This window comes from Bradyrhizobium sp. WSM3983 (genome assembly GCF_000473045.1).
Classification (GTDB): domain Bacteria; phylum Pseudomonadota; class Alphaproteobacteria; order Rhizobiales; family Xanthobacteraceae; genus Bradyrhizobium.
Genome location: NZ_AXAY01000016.1, coordinates 67670 through 85519 on the forward strand (window position 1 = coordinate 67670; position 17850 = coordinate 85519).

Sequence of the window (17850 nt, forward strand, 5' to 3'; positions counted from 1 at the left end):
GGTTTCCTGTTGTTGGGTTAACTTTCGCGAACGGTGTTGTCAGCGCGCCTGACGCTGCATCACCGCTTCAGCGATGCCGCAATAGTGAAGCGCGCCCTTTTCGAGCGTGAGATTGTCCATCACATAATCGCGAGGTTCGAAGTCGCCCGCGATCACCTGCGACCAGAAGTCGCTCCAGCCGGAGGCGAAGCCGTTCGCGTCGATAAACGTGCTGCCGCAACGTGCATCGAAATAGGGCACCGACGATACGCCGCCTTCGTATCTCACCTTGTCCGGAAAATACTCCGGGTCCTGCCAGGGCCCGCCGCGATCCCAGGCGAACACGGGCACGCCGCTCGATAGCGCCTGCTGGCAGGCGATGCCCTGGCTCTCGTGCTCGCAGAGGAAGACCATGCTGCGGCTGCGTGCCAGCGCCGCCTTGTAGTCGTCCTCCTTGTAATGGCCGTAGCGGATCACTTCGACCGAGCGGCCGCTCGCTTCAAGATGCCTGCGGATCGGTTCGATCAGCCCACTCGCGTAGCGGTCGTGCTCCCAGCGCACCTTGTCGTAGAGCAGCACGTCGATGCTCTTCTGCTCGGCGGCGCTCTCAGTCCACAAATCGGTTTCGATGCCGACCGGCCAGACCTCGACATGCGGCCAATACGGCCGGCACATCTCCGCATACCAGTTGCAAGGCACCAGCATGGTCCTGGTGTGCAGGTCCTTCAGATGCTCCGGTGCATCCACCGGATGGTTGTACATGGCGACCCCGAGCAGAAGCGGGTTCTGCCAGGCGAACCAGTCGAGCACGAAGGGACGCCCGATGATGCAGGCGAGCTCCTCGGGGTGCTTGCGAATGTATCCGTAATCGTTGACGCGATAGCGGATCCCGACCCGGTCGAGCCCGGCACAGAGATTGAGGAACACGCGCCGCTGGCCGCTGATCCAGGATTTTCCGAGCAGCATCCGCCGCAGCAGCGGCCGGACGTGGCGGTCGCCGGGAAACCAGCGGTCATCCCGCTCCTCGAAGAACAGGTTGAGCGTCATCCGCTCGTCCCCGGGGGCTGCTGGAACCAGGGACGCATCCGCCCCGCCATGGGGCAGGGAGGCGGGATTGGCCCGTATATGTTCGGCAACGTCCATCTTAGTCACGTCCACGCATTAACTGGAGGTCTGGCGACGTCTTGAAATCATGGTTTCTTTTCGGTGATCACGGCGGCCCGTTCAAGGACAGGGCAAATTTAACGCTAACGCGCGAAACCGGTGGGGCCGGCTCATTCGCGGTCCGATTTGCAGACTTATGTGACACTCTTGGGAGATGCTGCGTCGCAGTCCGATCGCCAAGCCTTCGATTGCCAAGCCTTCGATTGCCAAGCCTTCGATTGTCAAGCCAAGGTCCAACTGATTAACGGCCGCTCGATTTCAAGGCCGCCAATCCCGTGCACGCATGCTGAATCGCCATTTCTCCATCTATCTCGTCGCCCATATCCTGCCTGCGGCGGTGGGCTTCTTCGCGGTCACCGCCTACACGCGGCTGCTGACGCCGGCGGAGTACGGCGTCTATGTCGTCGGCATGAGCATCGCCGGCATTCTGGGCGCGATCTTCTTCGTCTGGATCAAGCTGTCGGTCTCGCGCTATCAGGCGATGTCGGGAGAGGTGGATTTTCGCGGCACGGCGATGGTCGCCTTCGCGCTGACCGTCGTCGCCATGTGCGCTGCGACCCCGCTGGTGTTCCTGTTCCGCAGCGATGTCAGTGTCGAGCTGGTGCTTGCCAGCATGTTCGTCGCGATCATGTCGAACGCGGTCGATGTCGGCCAGGAGTTCGAGCGCGCCAAGCTGCGGCCCTATCGCTTCGCGGCGATCTCGATCGTGCGCAGCGTGTCGAGCGTCGGCTTCGGTCTGCTTGGGATCTGGCTCGGCTGGGGCGGCATGGGCCTGCTTGCGGCGTTCGGCCTGGGCTCGCTGACCGGCATCATTCTCAATCTCGTCGGCGATCGCACCAAGATCTCAAGTTTCCAGCGCAGCCAGTTCATGCAGCTGGCGCGCTATGGCCTGCCGCTGACGCTGGCCGGCCTCTCGGTCGCAGTCTACTCGGCCAGCGACCGGCTCGTCGTTGCCTGGCTGCTCGGCAAGGATGCCGCCGGCATTTTCGGCGTTGCCGCCGACCTGCCGCGCCAATTCATGGTCATGATCGCGGGCAGCGTCGCCGCGGCCACCGTGCCGCTGGTGTTCCGCTCGCTGTCGGAGAAGAACAACGACACCACGCGGGAGCGGCTGACCGAGAGCCTCGAACTGCTGCTCGTCGTCGTTGCGCCCGTCGCGGTCTGGCTTGCGCTCGCCGCCGATCAGGTCGCCGGCACGCTGGTCGGTATCGATTTTCGCGCCGGCGTGTCCGCGCTGCTGCCGACGTTGGTGCTCGCCCGCTTCTTCGGCATTACCAATCAGTTCTACGTCCAGATCAGCTTCCAGCTCGCCGAGCGGCCCTTCATGCTGGCGGCGCAGTCGTTCCTGACGCTGATCGTGAGCGTGGCACTGATGTTCGCGCTGGTCGCGGGCTACGGCATTTATGGCGCGGCGCTGGCGACGCTCGCAACCGAGGTGATCGGCTTCGTCGTTGCCGTCGCGCTGATGCACCGCGCCCATCCCGTGCCGTTCGATGTCGTCAGGCTCGCCGGCGTTGCGGCATCGGCCGCGGCCATGGCGGGGGCGATCTTCGTCGCACGGTCGCAGGTCAGCGGCACCGGGATTGTGGCGCTGATCATCGTGAGCGTTGCAGGCGGTCTCGCTTACGTTGCCGCGGCGTGGCTGCTGAATGTCGCGAACGTGCGGTCTCTGTCGGTGCGCTTCCTGCGGACATTCAACCGCAAGGCGCTGGGCGTCTGACCGCCTGACGAAGCGCAGCCTGGTCCAAAGCGACGCCTGCCGCGCACAAGTTTCCCCTTGCGTTCTATTCCTTGTCGCGGAATGCTGCGGACGAGATGGGCAGCCGCATCACATTTCATAGCGGCGGCCGGAGCCATGTCTTGTTGCGCTTGAAAATCAAAGTTCGTTCTGCTCATTAAGACTCTGAAAATTGCGCTGCAACAAGCGCAAAAAATCCCATCGACTAAAGTCGATAGCCAGCGAGGAAACGAAATAATGCGCAAGCTCACTTTGGCCATTGCCGTGATCACCCCGATGCTTGGTCATGCAGCGTCGGCCGAGGACACCCTCAAGATCGGCTACATCGATCCGCTTTCTGGCGGCGGTGCCAGCGTCGGTGAGGGCGGTTTGAAGACATTCCAGTATCTGGCCGACGAGCTCAACGCCAAGGGCGGCATCCTCGGCCACAAAATCGAGATCGTCCCGCTCGACAACAAGACCAATCCGCAGGAGAGCCTGGTGCAGGCCCAGAAGGCGATCGACGCCGGGGTCCACTACATCACCCAGGGCAATGGCTCGTCGGTCGGCGCGGCGCTGTCGGATTTCGTGACCAAGAACAACTCGCGCAACCCCGGCAAGGAAGTCCTGTACTTCAACTACGCCGCCGTCGATCCGAGCCTGACCAACGAGAAGTGCAGCTATTGGCATTTCCGCTGGGATGCGAGCTCCGACATCAAGATGGAAGCGCTCACCAACTACATGAAGGACACCGCCTCCATTAAGAAGGTGTATCTGATCAACCAGGACTATTCGTTCGGCCAGTCTGTGCGCTCTGATGCGCGCAAGATGCTCGGCGCCAAGCGTCCCGACATCCAGATCGTCGGCGACGAACTGCATCCGCTGCTCAAGGTCACGGACTTCTCGCCGTACATCGCCAAGATCAAGGCGTCCGGCGCCGACAGCGTCGTCACCGGCAATTGGGGCCAGGATTTTGCGTTGCTGCTCAAGGCCGCGGCCGATGCCGGACTGAAGGTCAACTGGTATACTTATTATGCCGGCGGCGCCGGCGGTCCCACTGCCGTCAAGCAGACCGGCCTCGATCATCAGGTCTTCCAGATTACCGAAGGCTTTGCCAACTCCGGCAACAAGGGCGCGATGGACTACGAGAAGGCCTTCCGCGCCAAGGTCAATTTGTCGCTCTGGTACCCGCGCGCAGTCAACGAGATGCGCATGTTCAAGGCTGCGGCCGAGAAAGCGAACTCGATCGATCCCGTGAAGGTCGCGGCGGCGCTCGAGGACCTGAAGTTCGGGGTCCTGGATGGTGGCGAGGGTATCATGCGCAGGGACGATCATCAGTTCTTGCAGCCGATCTACATCTCCTCCTTCGGCAAGCTGACCGAGAGCGAGCCGTTCGACGAGGAAAACACCGGCTGGGGCTGGCACCTGGTCTCCAAGGTCGATACGCCGCAGGCCATGGTCTCCACGACCTGCAAGATGACGCGGCCGTAATCACGACATCTGTCGTTTTCCCGCGACCATCATTGGCCGCGGGGAGACGGCGGCTGGACTACTTTTGATTGGGCGATATTCACCGGGGCCATCAGGCCCCGGAAAGCTACGAGTGTGCTGTGCTTGAACTCATTGTCATCTCAACCCTGAACGGTGTGCTGTTCGGCATGCTGCTCTTCCTGCTGTCGAGCGGGCTGACCGTCATCTTCAGCATGATGGGCGTACTCAACTTCGCCCATGCCAGCTTCTACATGCTCGGCGCCTTCTTCGGCTTCCAGCTCACGAAGTGGATCGGCTTCTGGCCGGCGCTGGTGCTGGCGCCGCTTCTGGTCGGCGCCATCGGTATGGCCGTGGAGCGCTACGGCCTGCGCAACACGCACAAGCACGGCCATGTCGCCGAGCTGCTACTGACGTTTGGTCTGGCGTTCGCGATCGAAGAGATCGTCTCGATGATCTGGGGCAAGAGCCCACTCGACTATCGCGTGCCGGCGCTGCTGGATTTTCCGGCCTTCACGATCTTCTCGACCAACTATCCTGCCTACAAGATCTTCATGCTGGCCGTGTCGGTCATCATTTTCGTGGCGCTCCTGATCGTGCTCAAGCGCACCCGGGTCGGCCTCATCGTGCAGGCGGCGCTGACGCATCCTCACATGGTCGGGCATCTCGGCCACAATGTCGGGCGCATCTTCATGGCCGTGTTCGGGGTCGGCAGCGCGCTGGCCGCCCTTGCGGGCGTCATTGCAGGTCCTGCCCTGGTGACCCAGTCCGACATGGCCGCTTCGCTCGGGCCAATCCTGTTCGTGGTCATCGTGTTTGGCGGTCTCGGCTCCTTATCGGGGGCCTTCGTCGCGTCACTCGTGATCGGACTGGTCCAGACCTTCGCCGTGGCGCTCGATGGCTCGCTGGCGAGCGCCTTCGGGCCGCTCGATCCGTCGGCTGGGCCGTCCGTTCTCACCGACATCTGGAACGTCACGATCGCGCAGGTCGCCCCGATCATTCCTTATCTTCTGCTGGTCATCATTCTGATCGTACGCCCCATGGGCCTGATGGGGACGCGCGAGTCATGAATACGGCTACGACCTCGACCTCCAAGATGGCGGCGGATCCTGCCGGTGGAAGCCTGCGCTTCTACGGCGTCTGGCTGATCGGCATCGCCGTGCTGATCGTCCTGCCGATGATCTTCTCTTCGGGCGGCTCGCTGACCTCGTTCAGTCTGATCGGCATCGCGATCGTGTTCGCGCTGTCCTACAACATCCTGTTCGGCCAGACCGGCCTGCTGTCGTTCGGTCACGCCGTGCAATACGGCCTCGGCGGATTCGCAGCCTGTCACATGATGAATGCGGTGGTGTCGCACGGCTGGCCGATCCCGCTGCCTTTCATCCCGTTGTTCGGCGGGCTAGGCGGTCTTGTCTTCGCGATGATCATCGGCTGGGTCATGACCAAGCGCGCCGGCACGGTGTTTGCGATGATCTCGCTCGGCATTGGCGAATTGGTGGCGTCCTCCTCGCTGATCCTGCGCTCGGTGTTTGGCGGTGAGTCCGGCATCACCACGGACCGCACCGCGCTGCCGAAGATGCTCGGCTGGTCGTTCGGCCCGCAGCTTCAGGTCTATTATCTGATCGCGTTCTGGCTGGTGCTGTCGGCGATCGCGATGTACGCGCTGACGCGGACGCCGCTCGGACGGATCTGCAATGCGGTCCGCGACAATCCGGAGCGCGTCCAGTTCATCGGCTACGATCCGCACGTCGTCCGTTACATCGCCTTCTGCTTTGCCGGCTTCTTCGCCGGCATCGCCGGTGGCCTTGCCGCGATCAATTTCGAGATCGCGAACTCCGCCTATCTCGGCGCCATCCAGTCGGGTCTCGTGCTGTTCTCGACCTTCATCGGCGGCACCGCGTTTTTCTTCGGCCCGATCCTCGGCGCGATCCTGGTCACGTATCTCCAGCTCGGGCTGACCAACCTCACCACGGCCTGGCAGCTCTATTTCGGCATCATCTTCATCGGCATCGTGATGTATGCGCCGGGCGGCATCGCCGGCCTGTTGATGATGCATCGGCCGCTGATCCGCGCCGGGACGCTGTGGACGGTGATCCCGTCCTATCTCGTCGCGATCGTGCCGACGATTGCGCTGGCCTGCGGCGTGATCCTGACGATCGAGACCGTCGCGCGTTTCTCCGGCGGCGACGCAATCAACCTGTTCGGCAATGCCTTCAATCCGACATCGCCGGTGACATGGATCGCGGCTGCGATTCTTGTTGTCGGTGGCGCGTTCGTCGCGCGGCTGACCTGGCGGCGGATCGCGGAGGCGTGGGATCGGGCTGCCACGGTGGCGCGTGACCGGGGATATCTCGCATGACCGCAGCCATCGAAGTCCGCGCCGTCGAGAAGCGATTCGGCAATGTCGGCATCATCCGCGACCTCAATCTCAGCGTCGCCAAGGGTGAACGTCACGCCATCATCGGCCCGAACGGCGCCGGCAAGTCCACCACGTTCAACCTGATCAGCGGTCATATCGCGCCGACCTCGGGCGAGGTGAAGCTGAACGGCGATCTGATCTCAGGCCTGCGGCCATTCGAGATCAACCGCCGCGGCCTGTCGCGCTCGTTCCAGGTCACCAATGTGTTCGCGCGCATGACCGTCTGGGAGAACGTGCGCTGCGCCGTGCTGTGGGCAACAGGACATCGCTACGCGTTCTGGAAGAACGTCGACAGCCTGCCCGAAGTGCGCGAGCGCACGGCGCAGATCCTCGACGATATTCATCTGACGCACCGGCGCGACGTTCCGGCGGGTCTTCTGACCTATGCCGAGCAGCGCGAACTCGAGATCGGCATCACCATCGCGAGCGGTGCTACCGTCGTCATGCTGGACGAACCGACCGCCGGCATGAGCCACGCCGAAACCGACCGCGCGGTCTCGCTGATCCGGCGGCTGACCGAGGGCAAGACGCTCGTGATCGTCGAGCACGACATGAGCGTCGTGTTCGGCCTTGCCGACCGTATCTCGGTCTTGGTCTACGGCCACATCATCGCCTCGGGCACGCCGGAAGAGATCCGGCGCGATCCCAAGGTCAAGGAAGCCTATCTCGGCGAGGAAGCGCACTGATGCTCGAGGTCAGGGATCTCCACGCCTATTACGGCAAGAGCCACATCCTCCAGGGCATCGATCTCAACGTCGCCGCCGGCGAGGTCGTGAGCCTGCTCGGGCGCAACGGTGTCGGCCGCTCCACCACGGTCAAGGCGATCATGGGCGAGGTCGCCCCGCAAGGCACCATCCGCTTCAAGGGCAAGGACATCGCAGGCCTCCCCAGCTACAAGATCGCGCGCCTTGGCCTCGGCTATGTGCCCGAGCATCGCGACATCTTCCCGAGCCTGACGGTTCGCCAAAATCTCGTGCTTGGCATCAAGGACACGCGCCGTCCCGGCAAATGGCGGCTCCAGGACATGCTCGACATGTTCCCCAATCTCGCCGCGCGCGCCGATACGGCCGCGGGCGTGCTGTCCGGCGGCGAAAAGCAGATGCTGACGACGTGCCGGACGCTGATGGGCGATCCCGATCTGATCATGATCGACGAGCCCACCGAAGGTCTCGCGCCGCTGATCGTGCAGCAGGTCGGTGATCTCATCGCGCGGATCGCGCAAGCCGGCGTCGCCATTCTCCTCGTCGAGCAAAAACTGTCGATCGCGATGCGAATTTCAAAGCGCGTCTACATCATGGGCCACGGCCGCGTCGTGTTCGAGGGCACGCCGGACGCGCTCAAGGCCAATGCCGCTGTGCGGCAGGAATGGCTCGAGGTCTGACGCTCGCAAAGTCCTGGGAGCTGTTCGGCGACGTCCTCGGTAAGTAGTCTCGATGTATTGTGACAGGCGGGGCTGGGCGCTGGCCTCGCCCGCCTGCGCCTGCCCGTGAATGCTTCCTCCAACTACAGTGAAGAGACGATGGCACCAACCGGCCCCCTCAGCGGCATCCGCGTTCTCGATCTGACGAGCGTGCTGTTCGGACCCTACGCCGCGCAAATGCTCGGCGATTGGGGCGCCGATGTCATCAAGATCGAGCCGCCGTCGGGCGATACCTGGCGCTACACCGGCGTGTTCCGGAACCGCGGCATGAGCGGCCAGTTCATGGCGGTCAACCGCAACAAGCGCAGCCTTGCGCTCGATTTGAAGCATCCGGACGGCAAGGCGGCGCTGGCAAAACTGATCCCGACAGTCGATGCGCTCGTCACCAATGTGCGGCCGGCGGCGATGGCGCGGCTCGGCTTCGGCTATGAAGCCTGTGCGAAACTCAACCCGCGGCTGATCTATGCAGCCGCGACAGGCTTTGGCCAGGATGGTCCGTGGGCGGCACGCCCCGCCTTTGACGAGATCATCCAGGCGGCGTCTGGCCTCGCATCATCGATCGGATCGGATGAGGAGCCGGAATTCGTTCCGAGCCTGATCGGCGACAAGATCTGCGCGATAGCGATGGTCGGTGCAGTGTCCGCCGCGCTGTTCCGGCGCGAGCGCACCGGGCAGGGCCAGATGGTCGAGGTGCCGATGCTGGAGACGATCGCCGGCTTCAATAGCACCGAGATGCTGGGCGGCCACGCATTCGATCCGCCGATCGGCCCGACCGGCTACAAGCGGATGAAAAACCGGCGCCCGGTGCAGACCAAGGATGGCTGGCTGACCATGTTGCCCTATTCCGGCGACAATTGGAGCGCCTTCTTCGACGCCGTTGGCCGCCCCGAACTGATCGAAGAACTAGGGGTGCGCGATCCCGTGCTTCGCTCCCAGAACATCGACAAGGTCTACGATCGCATGAGCGAGATCGGACCGACCCGCACCACGGCGGAGTGGGAGGAGCTATTGCTGCGGCTGGATGTGCCGCACACCGCCTTCGCCCGACTCACCGAGATCGGCGATCAGCCGCATCTCGCTGCCGTCGGACTGTTTGCGGACATTGATCATCCCACGGAAGGACGCATTCGCCAGGCGCGCCCGGCGACAAAGTTCTCCGAAAGCCCGGCCGGCATCCATCGTATGCCGCCGCGCCTCGGCGAGCATTCGCGCGAGGTGTTGCGCGAAGCAGGCTTGAGCGACGCCGAGATCGAATCACTCGTCGCGAACAGGGCAGTCGGCGCCTGACGCACTCTCTGTGATTCCGGTCACATCCTGTTCCCGCCTCCGAGGACGGACATTCCGCCGCAGCGCGCCCGTCAGCTCCAGGCCAGCCCCGGCCGCGAACCGCCCTTTCGCCCGCACGGACCGTCGTATATGAGAGTTTCGTCGCCGGAACGGACCGAATATCGCCGGAAACGGAACGGATGGTGGCTGCGATTTCTTAATCCAAAGATCGCAATCTGATCGATGACGGACCAAGTGCGGACAGGCAACCGGGGAATGGCATGAAAGACCGACTGACGACGGCGCAATCCAATGGAGCGATGCGGCGTTGGGGGGCTCCCGGAATTGTGATGTTCGCCGCGGCGGTCGTGCTGGCCGCCCCGAGTGAAGCCCTTGCCGCCAAGCAGCCGCGCCAGACCGCCGAGGCGGTGGCGCAGCGCGAAGCGGGCGAGCCGATCATGGCGATCGTGTCGATCAAGAGCCAGCAGGTCACGTTCTACGATTCCGAGGGCTGGATCCTGCGCGCGCCGGTCTCGACCGGCACGACCGGACGCGAGACGCCGGCGGGCGTCTTCGCCGTTGTCGAGAAAGACAAGGACCACCATTCGACGATGTATGACGATGCCTGGATGCCGAACATGCAGCGCATCACCTGGAACGGCATCGCGCTGCATGGCGGACCACTGCCCGGCTATGCCGCCTCGCACGGCTGCGTACGCATGCCCTTCAACTTCGCCGAGGGCCTGTTCGACAAGACCGATATCGGCATGCGGGTGATCATCTCGCCGAACGACGCCGCTCCGGTCGATTTCTCGCATCCCTCGCTGTTCGTGCCGAGCAAGGAGGCCATTGCGGCGGTACCGAGCCGTGCCGACAGGCTCTCCGTCGAGGCGGAGGAGGCCGTGCGCGTGGCTGATGACGCCAAGAAGGCCGCGGCTGCGGCGGCGAAGGACGCACAATCGCTGCCGGCTTCCCTGCGCAAGCTGGAGCAGCAGAAGGCCCGCGCCGACGCCGAGAATGCCTATGCCGACAAGCTGATTGCCAATGCCAAGAACGACCAGGCCAAGGCAAAGGCCGACGAGCTGAAGCAGAAGGCCGCGACCAAGGCGGCGGATGCGGCGACCCAGTTGGACGCCGCCAAGGCCGCGGCACAGCCGAAGCGCGATGCGGTTGCCGCCACAAAAGAGGCCGCCAAGGTTGCCTCGGCCAGGAAGGCCGATGCCGTGAAGGCTGCGACCGATGCCAAGCTCGCGCTCGAGCCGGTCTCGGTCTACATCAGCCGCGCAACGCAGAAGCTCTATGTCCGGCGCAACACCCACAAGCCGGCGCCGGATGGCGGCGGCGAGGTGTTCGACACCAGCATCGAGGTTCCCGTCACCATCCGCAATCCCGACCAGCCGCTCGGTACGCACATCTTCACGGCGATGGCGAAGAACGACACCGGCCTGCGCTGGAGTGTCGTCACCATCGACGAGGGCGACAACGCCAAGGACGCGCTCGACCGCGTCACCATCCCGCAGGAGGTGTGGGATCGCATCGGGCCGACGGCATTGCCGCGCTCGTCGATCATCATCTCGGACGAGCCGCTGAGCGCCGAGACCAACTACCGCACCGAGTTCGTTGCGGTCCTGAGCAATCATCCGCAAGGTGGCTTCATCACCCGCAAGCCGACCGCACCGCCGGTGGAAATGGCCAGCGACGATGGCTGGGGCAACGGCGGTGGCTTCGGCGGCAACGGCTTCTTCTTCTTTGGGCAGCGCGATCCCAACCCGCAGCCGGTCAATCCGCGCCGGCGCGGCGGCCAATACCAGTACTATCAATCGACGCAGCCGGTGCAGCGGAGCTTCTGGTAATCATGGCCGTGCCGTGATCACCAGGGCCTGAATCTTCGCCTCGACCGGTCCGGATCCGTGGCGTTTCCGGATGGCTTGCGCGACGGCATCGGTTGCGGCCTCAAGCTTGCTCGCATCCCTGGCCTCGATCTCGCCGCGCAGCGGCGTTCCCTGGCAGTATGCGATTGCGACATATTCCGCCGAGGGCCCCTGACTGATCGCTGTCAGCGTCTCGATCGATATGCCCTTGAAGCCCGCGCGTTCGAGATCGGCCTTGATGACGGCCTTGTCGTGATAGCCGTGCGGCGTCCGCGCCATAAACAGTGGCGGATTGTCGGGAAACATCTTGCCGAGCGTGACGGTCGCGTCATCCGCGAACACATTATCCTCGATACGGTCCCAGACACTGAACAGGTACGTGCCATCAGGCTTCAACACCCGTTTCGCTTCCGCATAACCCTTGCTGCGATCCGGAAAGAACATGGCGCCGAACTGGCAGCAGATGACGTCGAACGCGGAATCCTCGAAGGGCAGAGCCAGTGCATCCGCCTGTTGCCAGGACATGCGGGGGTCTTCACCCTGACGGTGCTTGGCCACCGCAAGCATCGGCTCGTTGAGGTCGGTCGCAACATAGCGGACGCCGGCAGGGAGCAGCGCTGCCACGGCTCGCGTCACGGCGCCGGTGCCTGCGGCGATCTCGAGCAAGTCGGAGGGCGATAGCGCAGCGATGCGTCTCGCCAGGTCGTCGGCATAGACTGAGAAGATCAGCGGCACCAGATATTCGTCGTAGAGTCTTGGGACCGAGCCGGCGAAAACCTTGTCGGTGCTGGACATGCATGCCTCGCTGAAGGTTTGGACGTCCGAGGATAGCACGGATTGACCGCTCTGAAATCGGCGTGGGGTCGTCTCAGACCCCGTGGTCGTTTATCGTTCGGGCGAGAACATCCGGCCGATCAGATGGTCGAACGAGACGCGCCCCGGCCCGTACGCCATGATGGCGAGCGCCATCGCCGCCCAGGTGATATGGATCGGCCAGCCATCGGGCACGGTGAGCTCGACGATCAGCGTCATGAACAGCAGCCCGAGCCCGGCAAACCGCGTGCCGAGGCCGAGGACCAGCAGGACCGGAAACATGATCTCGCCGCATCCCGACAGGAAGGCCATCACTGTCGGCGCCGGAAAGTGATAGGGGCCTCCGGGCAGGTGGAGCATGAACTCGTCGCTGAACAGCGTCACCGCTGTGTCATTCAGCTTGAGGAAGCCGCCCCATTTGAGGATGCCCGAGCGCCAGAATGGCACGGCCAGCGCCAGACGCAGCACGAGCTGAACCAGCGAGGGGGCGGCAATTGTCTGCACCAGATGATTGGCTCTCTCGACGAGGAGCCCGAGTGACGGCAGGCTGCCACTTGCCGACAAGCGTTGGTCCGTGATCATCATGCGTCTCCGAAGGCAATTGAGGTGAATGCACCGGCCTCGATCAGGCCGGCGATGTTGGCGGCGATGTCGAAGTCGGGCGATGCGTCCAGTGCCGACGCCGCGGCCTCGCCGAGCGGTCGGGCCTCCATCAGGCGGGCCGCGAAGGCCGCGCCGCCAGGAGGCAGGTGCCGCACGATGACATCGAACCCGGGCCGCGTGATCAGCGCGTCCTCCGACGTCGAGGCGTCGACACGGCTCACGGGCGCGCCATCGCGGTTGGCGGCAAAGATCGTCACCGCGGAAAATTCCGAGCGAACGATCTGCGTGGCCGGGTGCGGTGTGAACACGAGATCGGCCAATCGCTCCGGCGCTGCCGCAGCGAGATGTGCGGGTGCGAGAGGCGCCGCATCGCGCGCGTGGTAGGCATCGAGCCAGGCTCGTTCAACGCGGGCAACGTCGGCGAGCCATGGCATGATCTGAGCGTGCTCGTACCGCGCAACGAAGCTGGGAAAGTCGCGGCCATATTCGAACAGCAGCGGCGAGGTCGGCGGGTAGCTGCGAACATGGAAGCGCGCCATCGCGCGGAAGAAGTCGGTGCCGGTGATGCGCTGCACCGCCGGATAGATCGCGGCGAGCGCATCGATCAGGCTCACCGTGACATTGTTGCGATAGACGTCGTAGCGCTTTCCAACCGCCCTGCCGTTCGGCCCGGTCACGACCGGCGGCGCGGCGCGCATGGGATCCAGCAATGCCGGCGCGAAGGCCGCGGCAAAGGTGACGGGCTCAGGCGGCATGACGGTCCCCTGCCAGTTCCGCCATTTCGCGGCGATCAAGGATCGCCTGTGCAGCGGCGGCTTCGGCTTTCAGGACCGGCCAATCCGGAATCCTGGAGTCCCACTCGATCAGCGTGGGCACCGGGCCGCAGCGCTCGATAACGATCTCGTAAAGCTTCCACACGGCGTCCGCGACCGGGCCGTCGTGGCTGTCGATCAGAAGCGGCTCACCATCGTCGTCCGCCTGCTCGTCGTGCCCGGCGAGATGAATCTCGCCAATGCACGACAGCGGAAAATCGGCGAGATAGTCGAGCGCCGAAAATCCATGATTGGTCGCGGATACGAAGACGTTGTTGATGTCGAGCAGCAAGCCGCATCCGGTGCGCCCCGCGACGCTGCGGATGAAGTCGGTCTCGCTCATCGTCGTCTCAGCGAATGCGAGATAGGTCGACGGGTTTTCCAGCAGGATCGGACGCCGGATCGCCTCCTGCATCTCGTCGATGTGATCGCAGACGTGGCGCAGCGTCGCTTCGGTGTAGGGCAGCGGCAGCAGATCGTTGAAGAAGCTGGTCTCATGCGTCGACCAGGCCAGATGCTCGGACACCATGGCCGGTTGGTAGCGCGCCGCCAGGCCGCGGAAGCGCGCCAGGTGCGCCTTGTCGAGCGGCTGCGGTCCGCCGATCGACATGCAGACGCCGTGCAGCGAAAGCGGATGATCGCGCCGGATCGCTTCCAGCGCACGGTGCGGCGGTCCGCCCGCGCCCATGTAATTCTCGGCATGAACCTCAAAGAAGCCGGCCTGCGGGCCGTCGGCGAGGATCGCCGCGAGGTGCTCGTGCTTGAAGCTGGTGCCGGCGACGCCGCCGACGGGAATCGGAAAGCGGAGGGGCATGGCTGTGGACGGGACAGGTCCGATTGTCGCGTTCATGTCGCTCCTCCGCTTTCCCTGTTTGGCGATGTGCTGGTTCGGAACCTCAGACCGGCTTGAGTGAGCCCTTCTTGCCATTCGGCAGGTCGATGCTGGCGCAGGTTCCGCCCTGCACGAACTTCCAGGCGTTGCCCTGGAAGTCGGTGGTCGAGGTGCCCTGGCAGGTCGTGCCCGGCCCGGCGGCGCAGTCGTTCTGGCCCTTCAGCGCGACGCCGAAGCACTTCTCCTTCTTGGCGGCGACGGCGGCATCGGCCTCGGCCTTGGTCAGCGGCGCAGCGGTGGCCAATGTCGCGAGGGCGGTCGACATGGCGCCCGCGAGAACGAGCGTGGTGACAGCAAGTTTGGCAGACATCGAGTTTCTCCTTTTGAGATGGCATCGCTTGGCAAGCGAAACGCGCATTGTCTCGTTCGGCTCGTCCACAACCCGCGTTACCGTCGGGGCTGCTCACGAGTCCGTGAGACCGTTGGGTGAGGGCGCACAGGCCGTGCGCTTGGGCCGGGATTAGCAGGCAAGCGGGCCGCCAAATCCAATGCCTCGGCGCTATCGAGACGTTAGCGGTAGGGCATTGGCGGTCGCTCGTCAGGCCTGCCAGACGTAACGAACAGCGGTGGGCCGCGTAGAGCGTTGTCAGGACCATGCTTGGTCCGAGGGCAGAAACACGATGAACGGCGATCACGGACGACGGCTTCAGGCGCTCGCAAGGCTGACGGTCAGCATCCGTCTCGCCGTTTCCGCGCTGGTGCTGGCCGCGATCCTGCTGACGGCCGCCTTCTCCAGCCTGTTGTGGTGGCGGACGGCAGAGGCGACCAGCCGGCAGCTTGCCTCCACGATCAACGAGCAGATCGTGGCAGCAGTTCGCAAGGAGGTCGCCGCCATCGTCGATGAGGCGCGTGCCGCGCACACTGCAATCCGCACCCTGTTTCTCCAGAACGTGCTCGACACCCGCGAGGCCGACAAGCGCGAATTCGTGTTCCTGTCGCAGCTGCAATCGCAGGCGACGATCTCCTGGGTCGCCTTCGGCTGGCCCGATGGCTCGTTCTTCGCCGCGCACAAGCTCGGCGACCGGCGCCTGGAGATGATGGAGATTTCCCTGACCGATCATCCGGGCCAGCGCCGCGTCGATGAATATGACGTGGTGCCCGGCGATATCGAATTCGCCAATCGCCGCTTCGAGCCGACCGGATTCCGCGTCGCCGATCAGGCCTGGTTCAAGGCCGGGCTCACTGCGGACGAGCCGCAATGGTTCAGGGTCATGGACCATCCGACTGGCCAGCGGCCATCGATCGCCTTTGCCGGCCCGATCGACGTCTATCAGGAGCGGCAGGGCGTGCTTGCCGTCATCATCGAGTACACCCGGCTTGCGCGCTTCCTGTCCCAGCTCGAGGTCGGGCGCACCGGAACGGCTTTCATCATCGATGACAGCGGGGAGCTCGTCGCCGCACCGGACAAGGATGCCGACGAACTGCATTCCGCGAAGGGCGATACCGCGCTGTTGCCGCTCGCGCAGACGGCGCGCGTGAAAGCGGGCGAGGCCGGCCGCAAGGAAGCTTGGCGAAGCCGGCTCACCTCGCAAGGCGCGGCCTATGAAGTCGCGCTGACGCCATTGCCGTTTCCCGGCTGGTCGCTGGCAACTGTCATCCCGGAGGCCGAGTTCCTCGGTCCGGTCGAGACGACGCTGCGACACCTGATCCTCGGCCTGGCCGTCGGGGCAGTGCTCGCGGCATTGGCTTCGGCGATGCTTGCGCGTTCGGTCATTGCCGCACCGCTGTCGCGCGTCGTCGGCGAGCTTCGCCATGTCGAAGCCTTCGCGCTGGAGCAGGTCCGCCGCCATCCATCACGGCTCAAGGAGATCGCGAGCCTGTCGGGCGCGATCGCAGAGATGGCCGCCGGCCTCTCCGCCTTCCGCAAGTTCATCCCGGCCGATCTCGTCCGCGCACTGCTGCGTCAGGGCGTCGAGGCAAGGCCCGGCGGAAGTATCCAGGAGCTCAGCGTGATGTTCATCGACATTGCCGGCTTCACCGGGCTGTCCGAGCGTCTTGGCGATCGTGTGGTGCCGCTGCTGTCGCGCTATCTCGATGTCACGTCGGAGATCATCGTCGCCAATGGCGGCACCATTGACAAGTTCATCGGCGACGCCGTGATGGCGTTCTGGGGCGCGCCGCAGCCGCAGGCAGATCATGCCGCGCGATGCTGCCGTGCCGCGCTCGCTTGCCGCAGGGCGATAGAGCAGTCCGGCTTGGCCGACGATCTTGGTCAGCCGCTCCAGATCCGGATCGGCATCAATTCCGGCCGCATGCTGGTCGGCAATATCGGTTCGGAGTTGCGGTTGAACTACACTGTAATCGGCGATGCCGTGAACGTCGCGAGTCGGCTCGAAGGCGCCAACAAATCCTATGGAACGCAGATCCTGATCGGCGAGACGACCGAGCGTCTGGCGCGCGGTGCCGTCGTCACGCGCGAGGTCGACAGTATCGCGGTCTACGGACGGGAGGAGGGGCTCTGCGTTCACGAGTTGATCGGGATCGCGAACGAGGACGCAATCGACGGTGAGACGCCGGTCGACTGGATCGCGGACTACGAGCGCGGCCTCGCCAACTATCGCGCACGCCGATTTAAGGCCGCGCTCGCTGACTTCGAAACCGTCTTGAAACAGCGCGGCCATGATCGCCCCGCCGAGCTGATGCGTGACCGCTGCCGGCAGCTCGCGGCCGTCGCGCCCGATCCCGCCTGGCGGCCCGTGGCGGCATTGACGTCGAAATAGCGGCGGCGTCTCGCGCCCCCAGGCTGCACCTCGACGCCAAGGCGCGAGACGATTAATGATGCGCGGGTGATCCACGACCGGACGCTCGCACACATGAAAACCACGCTGCTGAAATCCGAAGACTACACCCGCTCGCCCTGGAAGAACGGCGGCGGCATTTTTACCGATATCGCGGATGCGCATCGGCCGGGCGCGTTGGTGAAGGATTGGGACAGCCTGCTGTGGCGTTTCGCCTCCACGCCGATCGTGGCGGCCGGGCCGTTCTCCCACATGCCGGGCATCGATCGCCTGCAGATGCTGATCGGCGGGCGCGGGCTGGTGCTGAAAGCGGCTGGGCAGGAATTCGACGAGCGCGAGCCGTTCACGACCGTCCGCTTCACCGGCGAGATGGAGATCGTGACCGAGCTCGAAGCGGGCCCGGTCGAGGTCGTCAATCTGATGGCGCGGCGCGGTGCGGCGGAGATCGAGCTTTTGGCGCTCAGGGAGCCCGGCGAGCGGCCATTGCCCGCCGGCACGCATCTGGTCTACGCGGTGTCCGGCGATTGCGGCATTCGTCTCAATAGCGAGGAATTTGTCATCCCCGGCGGCAGCACGCTGCAGGTCGAGCTGAGCGCGGCGTCCGGGCTGACGTTCGTTTCGGGGCTGGCCGTGCTGGGGTCGATCCGGCTCGTCGGCTAGACGCGATC

The 17850-nt window shown here is 64.4% G+C and carries 16 protein-coding genes; 10 read left to right on the top strand and 6 right to left on the bottom strand.

Going from position 1 to position 17850, the window contains the following annotated elements:
• Nucleotides 1-39: 39 nt before the first annotated feature.
• Complete coding sequence (locus YUA_RS0122910; protein ID WP_027532802.1) at nt 40-1122, bottom strand: glycosyltransferase; 1083 nt, start codon at nt 1120-1122, stop codon at nt 40-42.
• A gap of 304 nt (nt 1123-1426) precedes the next feature.
• On the opposite strand from YUA_RS0122910, the gene YUA_RS0122920 reads away from it, so the two are divergent.
• The 8 genes from YUA_RS0122920 (at nt 1427) to YUA_RS0122955 (ending at nt 11306) form a co-directional block, all read left to right on the top strand.
• Nucleotides 1427-2863 (top strand): lipopolysaccharide biosynthesis protein, encoded by a 1437-nt coding sequence (locus YUA_RS0122920; RefSeq protein ID WP_027532803.1) that lies wholly within the window; start codon nt 1427-1429, stop codon nt 2861-2863.
• A 255-nt stretch (nt 2864-3118) separates the two neighbouring features.
• Nucleotides 3119-4351: a branched-chain amino acid ABC transporter substrate-binding protein gene (locus YUA_RS0122925; protein ID WP_027532804.1), complete on the top strand. Its 1233-nt coding sequence runs from the start codon at nt 3119-3121 to the stop codon at nt 4349-4351.
• 119 nt (nt 4352-4470) lie between these two features.
• Nucleotides 4471-5418, top strand: coding sequence for a branched-chain amino acid ABC transporter permease (locus YUA_RS0122930; protein ID WP_027532805.1), 948 nt, complete (start codon nt 4471-4473; stop codon nt 5416-5418).
• Nucleotides 5415-6707 carry a branched-chain amino acid ABC transporter permease gene (locus tag YUA_RS0122935; protein ID WP_027532806.1) on the top strand — a complete coding sequence of 431 codons (1293 nt, stop codon included), beginning with the start codon at nt 5415-5417 and terminating at the stop codon, nt 6705-6707. Before YUA_RS0122930 ends, YUA_RS0122935 begins: the two co-directional genes overlap by 4 nt.
• Nucleotides 6704-7453: an ABC transporter ATP-binding protein gene (locus tag YUA_RS0122940; RefSeq protein ID WP_027532807.1), complete on the top strand. Its 750-nt coding sequence runs from the start codon at nt 6704-6706 to the stop codon at nt 7451-7453. Before YUA_RS0122935 ends, YUA_RS0122940 begins: the two co-directional genes overlap by 4 nt.
• Nucleotides 7453-8148: an ABC transporter ATP-binding protein gene (locus YUA_RS0122945; protein WP_027532808.1), complete on the top strand. Its 696-nt coding sequence runs from the start codon at nt 7453-7455 to the stop codon at nt 8146-8148. The genes YUA_RS0122940 and YUA_RS0122945 overlap by 1 nt, the downstream gene beginning before the upstream one ends.
• 138 nt (nt 8149-8286) lie before the next feature.
• Entirely contained in the window at nt 8287-9474 is a 1188-nt protein-coding gene (locus tag YUA_RS0122950; RefSeq protein WP_027532809.1) for a CaiB/BaiF CoA-transferase family protein, read from the top strand.
• A gap of 260 nt (nt 9475-9734) precedes the next feature.
• Complete coding sequence (locus YUA_RS0122955; protein ID WP_027532810.1) at nt 9735-11306, top strand: L,D-transpeptidase; 1572 nt, start codon at nt 9735-9737, stop codon at nt 11304-11306.
• Here the strand turns inward: YUA_RS0122955 and YUA_RS0122960 are convergent, their stop codons facing one another.
• The 5 genes from YUA_RS0122960 to YUA_RS0122980 all read right to left on the bottom strand — a co-directional run bounded on the left by YUA_RS0122960 (nt 11307) and on the right by YUA_RS0122980 (nt 14754).
• Entirely contained in the window at nt 11307-12119 is an 813-nt protein-coding gene (locus YUA_RS0122960) for a class I SAM-dependent methyltransferase (protein ID WP_027532811.1), read from the bottom strand.
• A gap of 90 nt (nt 12120-12209) precedes the next feature.
• Nucleotides 12210-12719 carry a DoxX family protein gene (locus YUA_RS0122965; RefSeq protein WP_027532812.1) on the bottom strand — a complete coding sequence of 170 codons (510 nt, stop codon included), beginning with the start codon at nt 12717-12719 and terminating at the stop codon, nt 12210-12212.
• Complete coding sequence (locus YUA_RS0122970; protein WP_027532813.1) at nt 12719-13495, bottom strand: DNA-binding domain-containing protein; 777 nt, start codon at nt 13493-13495, stop codon at nt 12719-12721. The genes YUA_RS0122965 and YUA_RS0122970 overlap by 1 nt, the downstream gene beginning before the upstream one ends.
• On the bottom strand, nt 13485-14402 hold the full coding sequence (locus YUA_RS0122975; RefSeq protein ID WP_027532814.1) for a DUF692 domain-containing protein: 918 nt from the start codon (nt 14400-14402) through the stop codon (nt 13485-13487). The genes YUA_RS0122970 and YUA_RS0122975 overlap by 11 nt, the downstream gene beginning before the upstream one ends.
• Before the next feature lie 46 nt (nt 14403-14448).
• Complete coding sequence (locus YUA_RS0122980) at nt 14449-14754, bottom strand: DUF2282 domain-containing protein (RefSeq protein WP_027532815.1); 306 nt, start codon at nt 14752-14754, stop codon at nt 14449-14451.
• Between the two features lie 310 nt (nt 14755-15064).
• Here YUA_RS0122980 and YUA_RS0122985 point away from each other — a divergent pair, with 310 nt between their 5' ends.
• On the top strand, nt 15065-17164 hold the full coding sequence (locus YUA_RS0122985) for an adenylate/guanylate cyclase domain-containing protein (protein WP_027532816.1): 2100 nt from the start codon (nt 15065-15067) through the stop codon (nt 17162-17164).
• Between the two features lie 93 nt (nt 17165-17257).
• Complete coding sequence (locus YUA_RS0122990) at nt 17258-17842, top strand: HutD family protein (RefSeq protein WP_027532817.1); 585 nt, start codon at nt 17258-17260, stop codon at nt 17840-17842.
• Nucleotides 17843-17850: the final 8 nt, after the last annotated feature.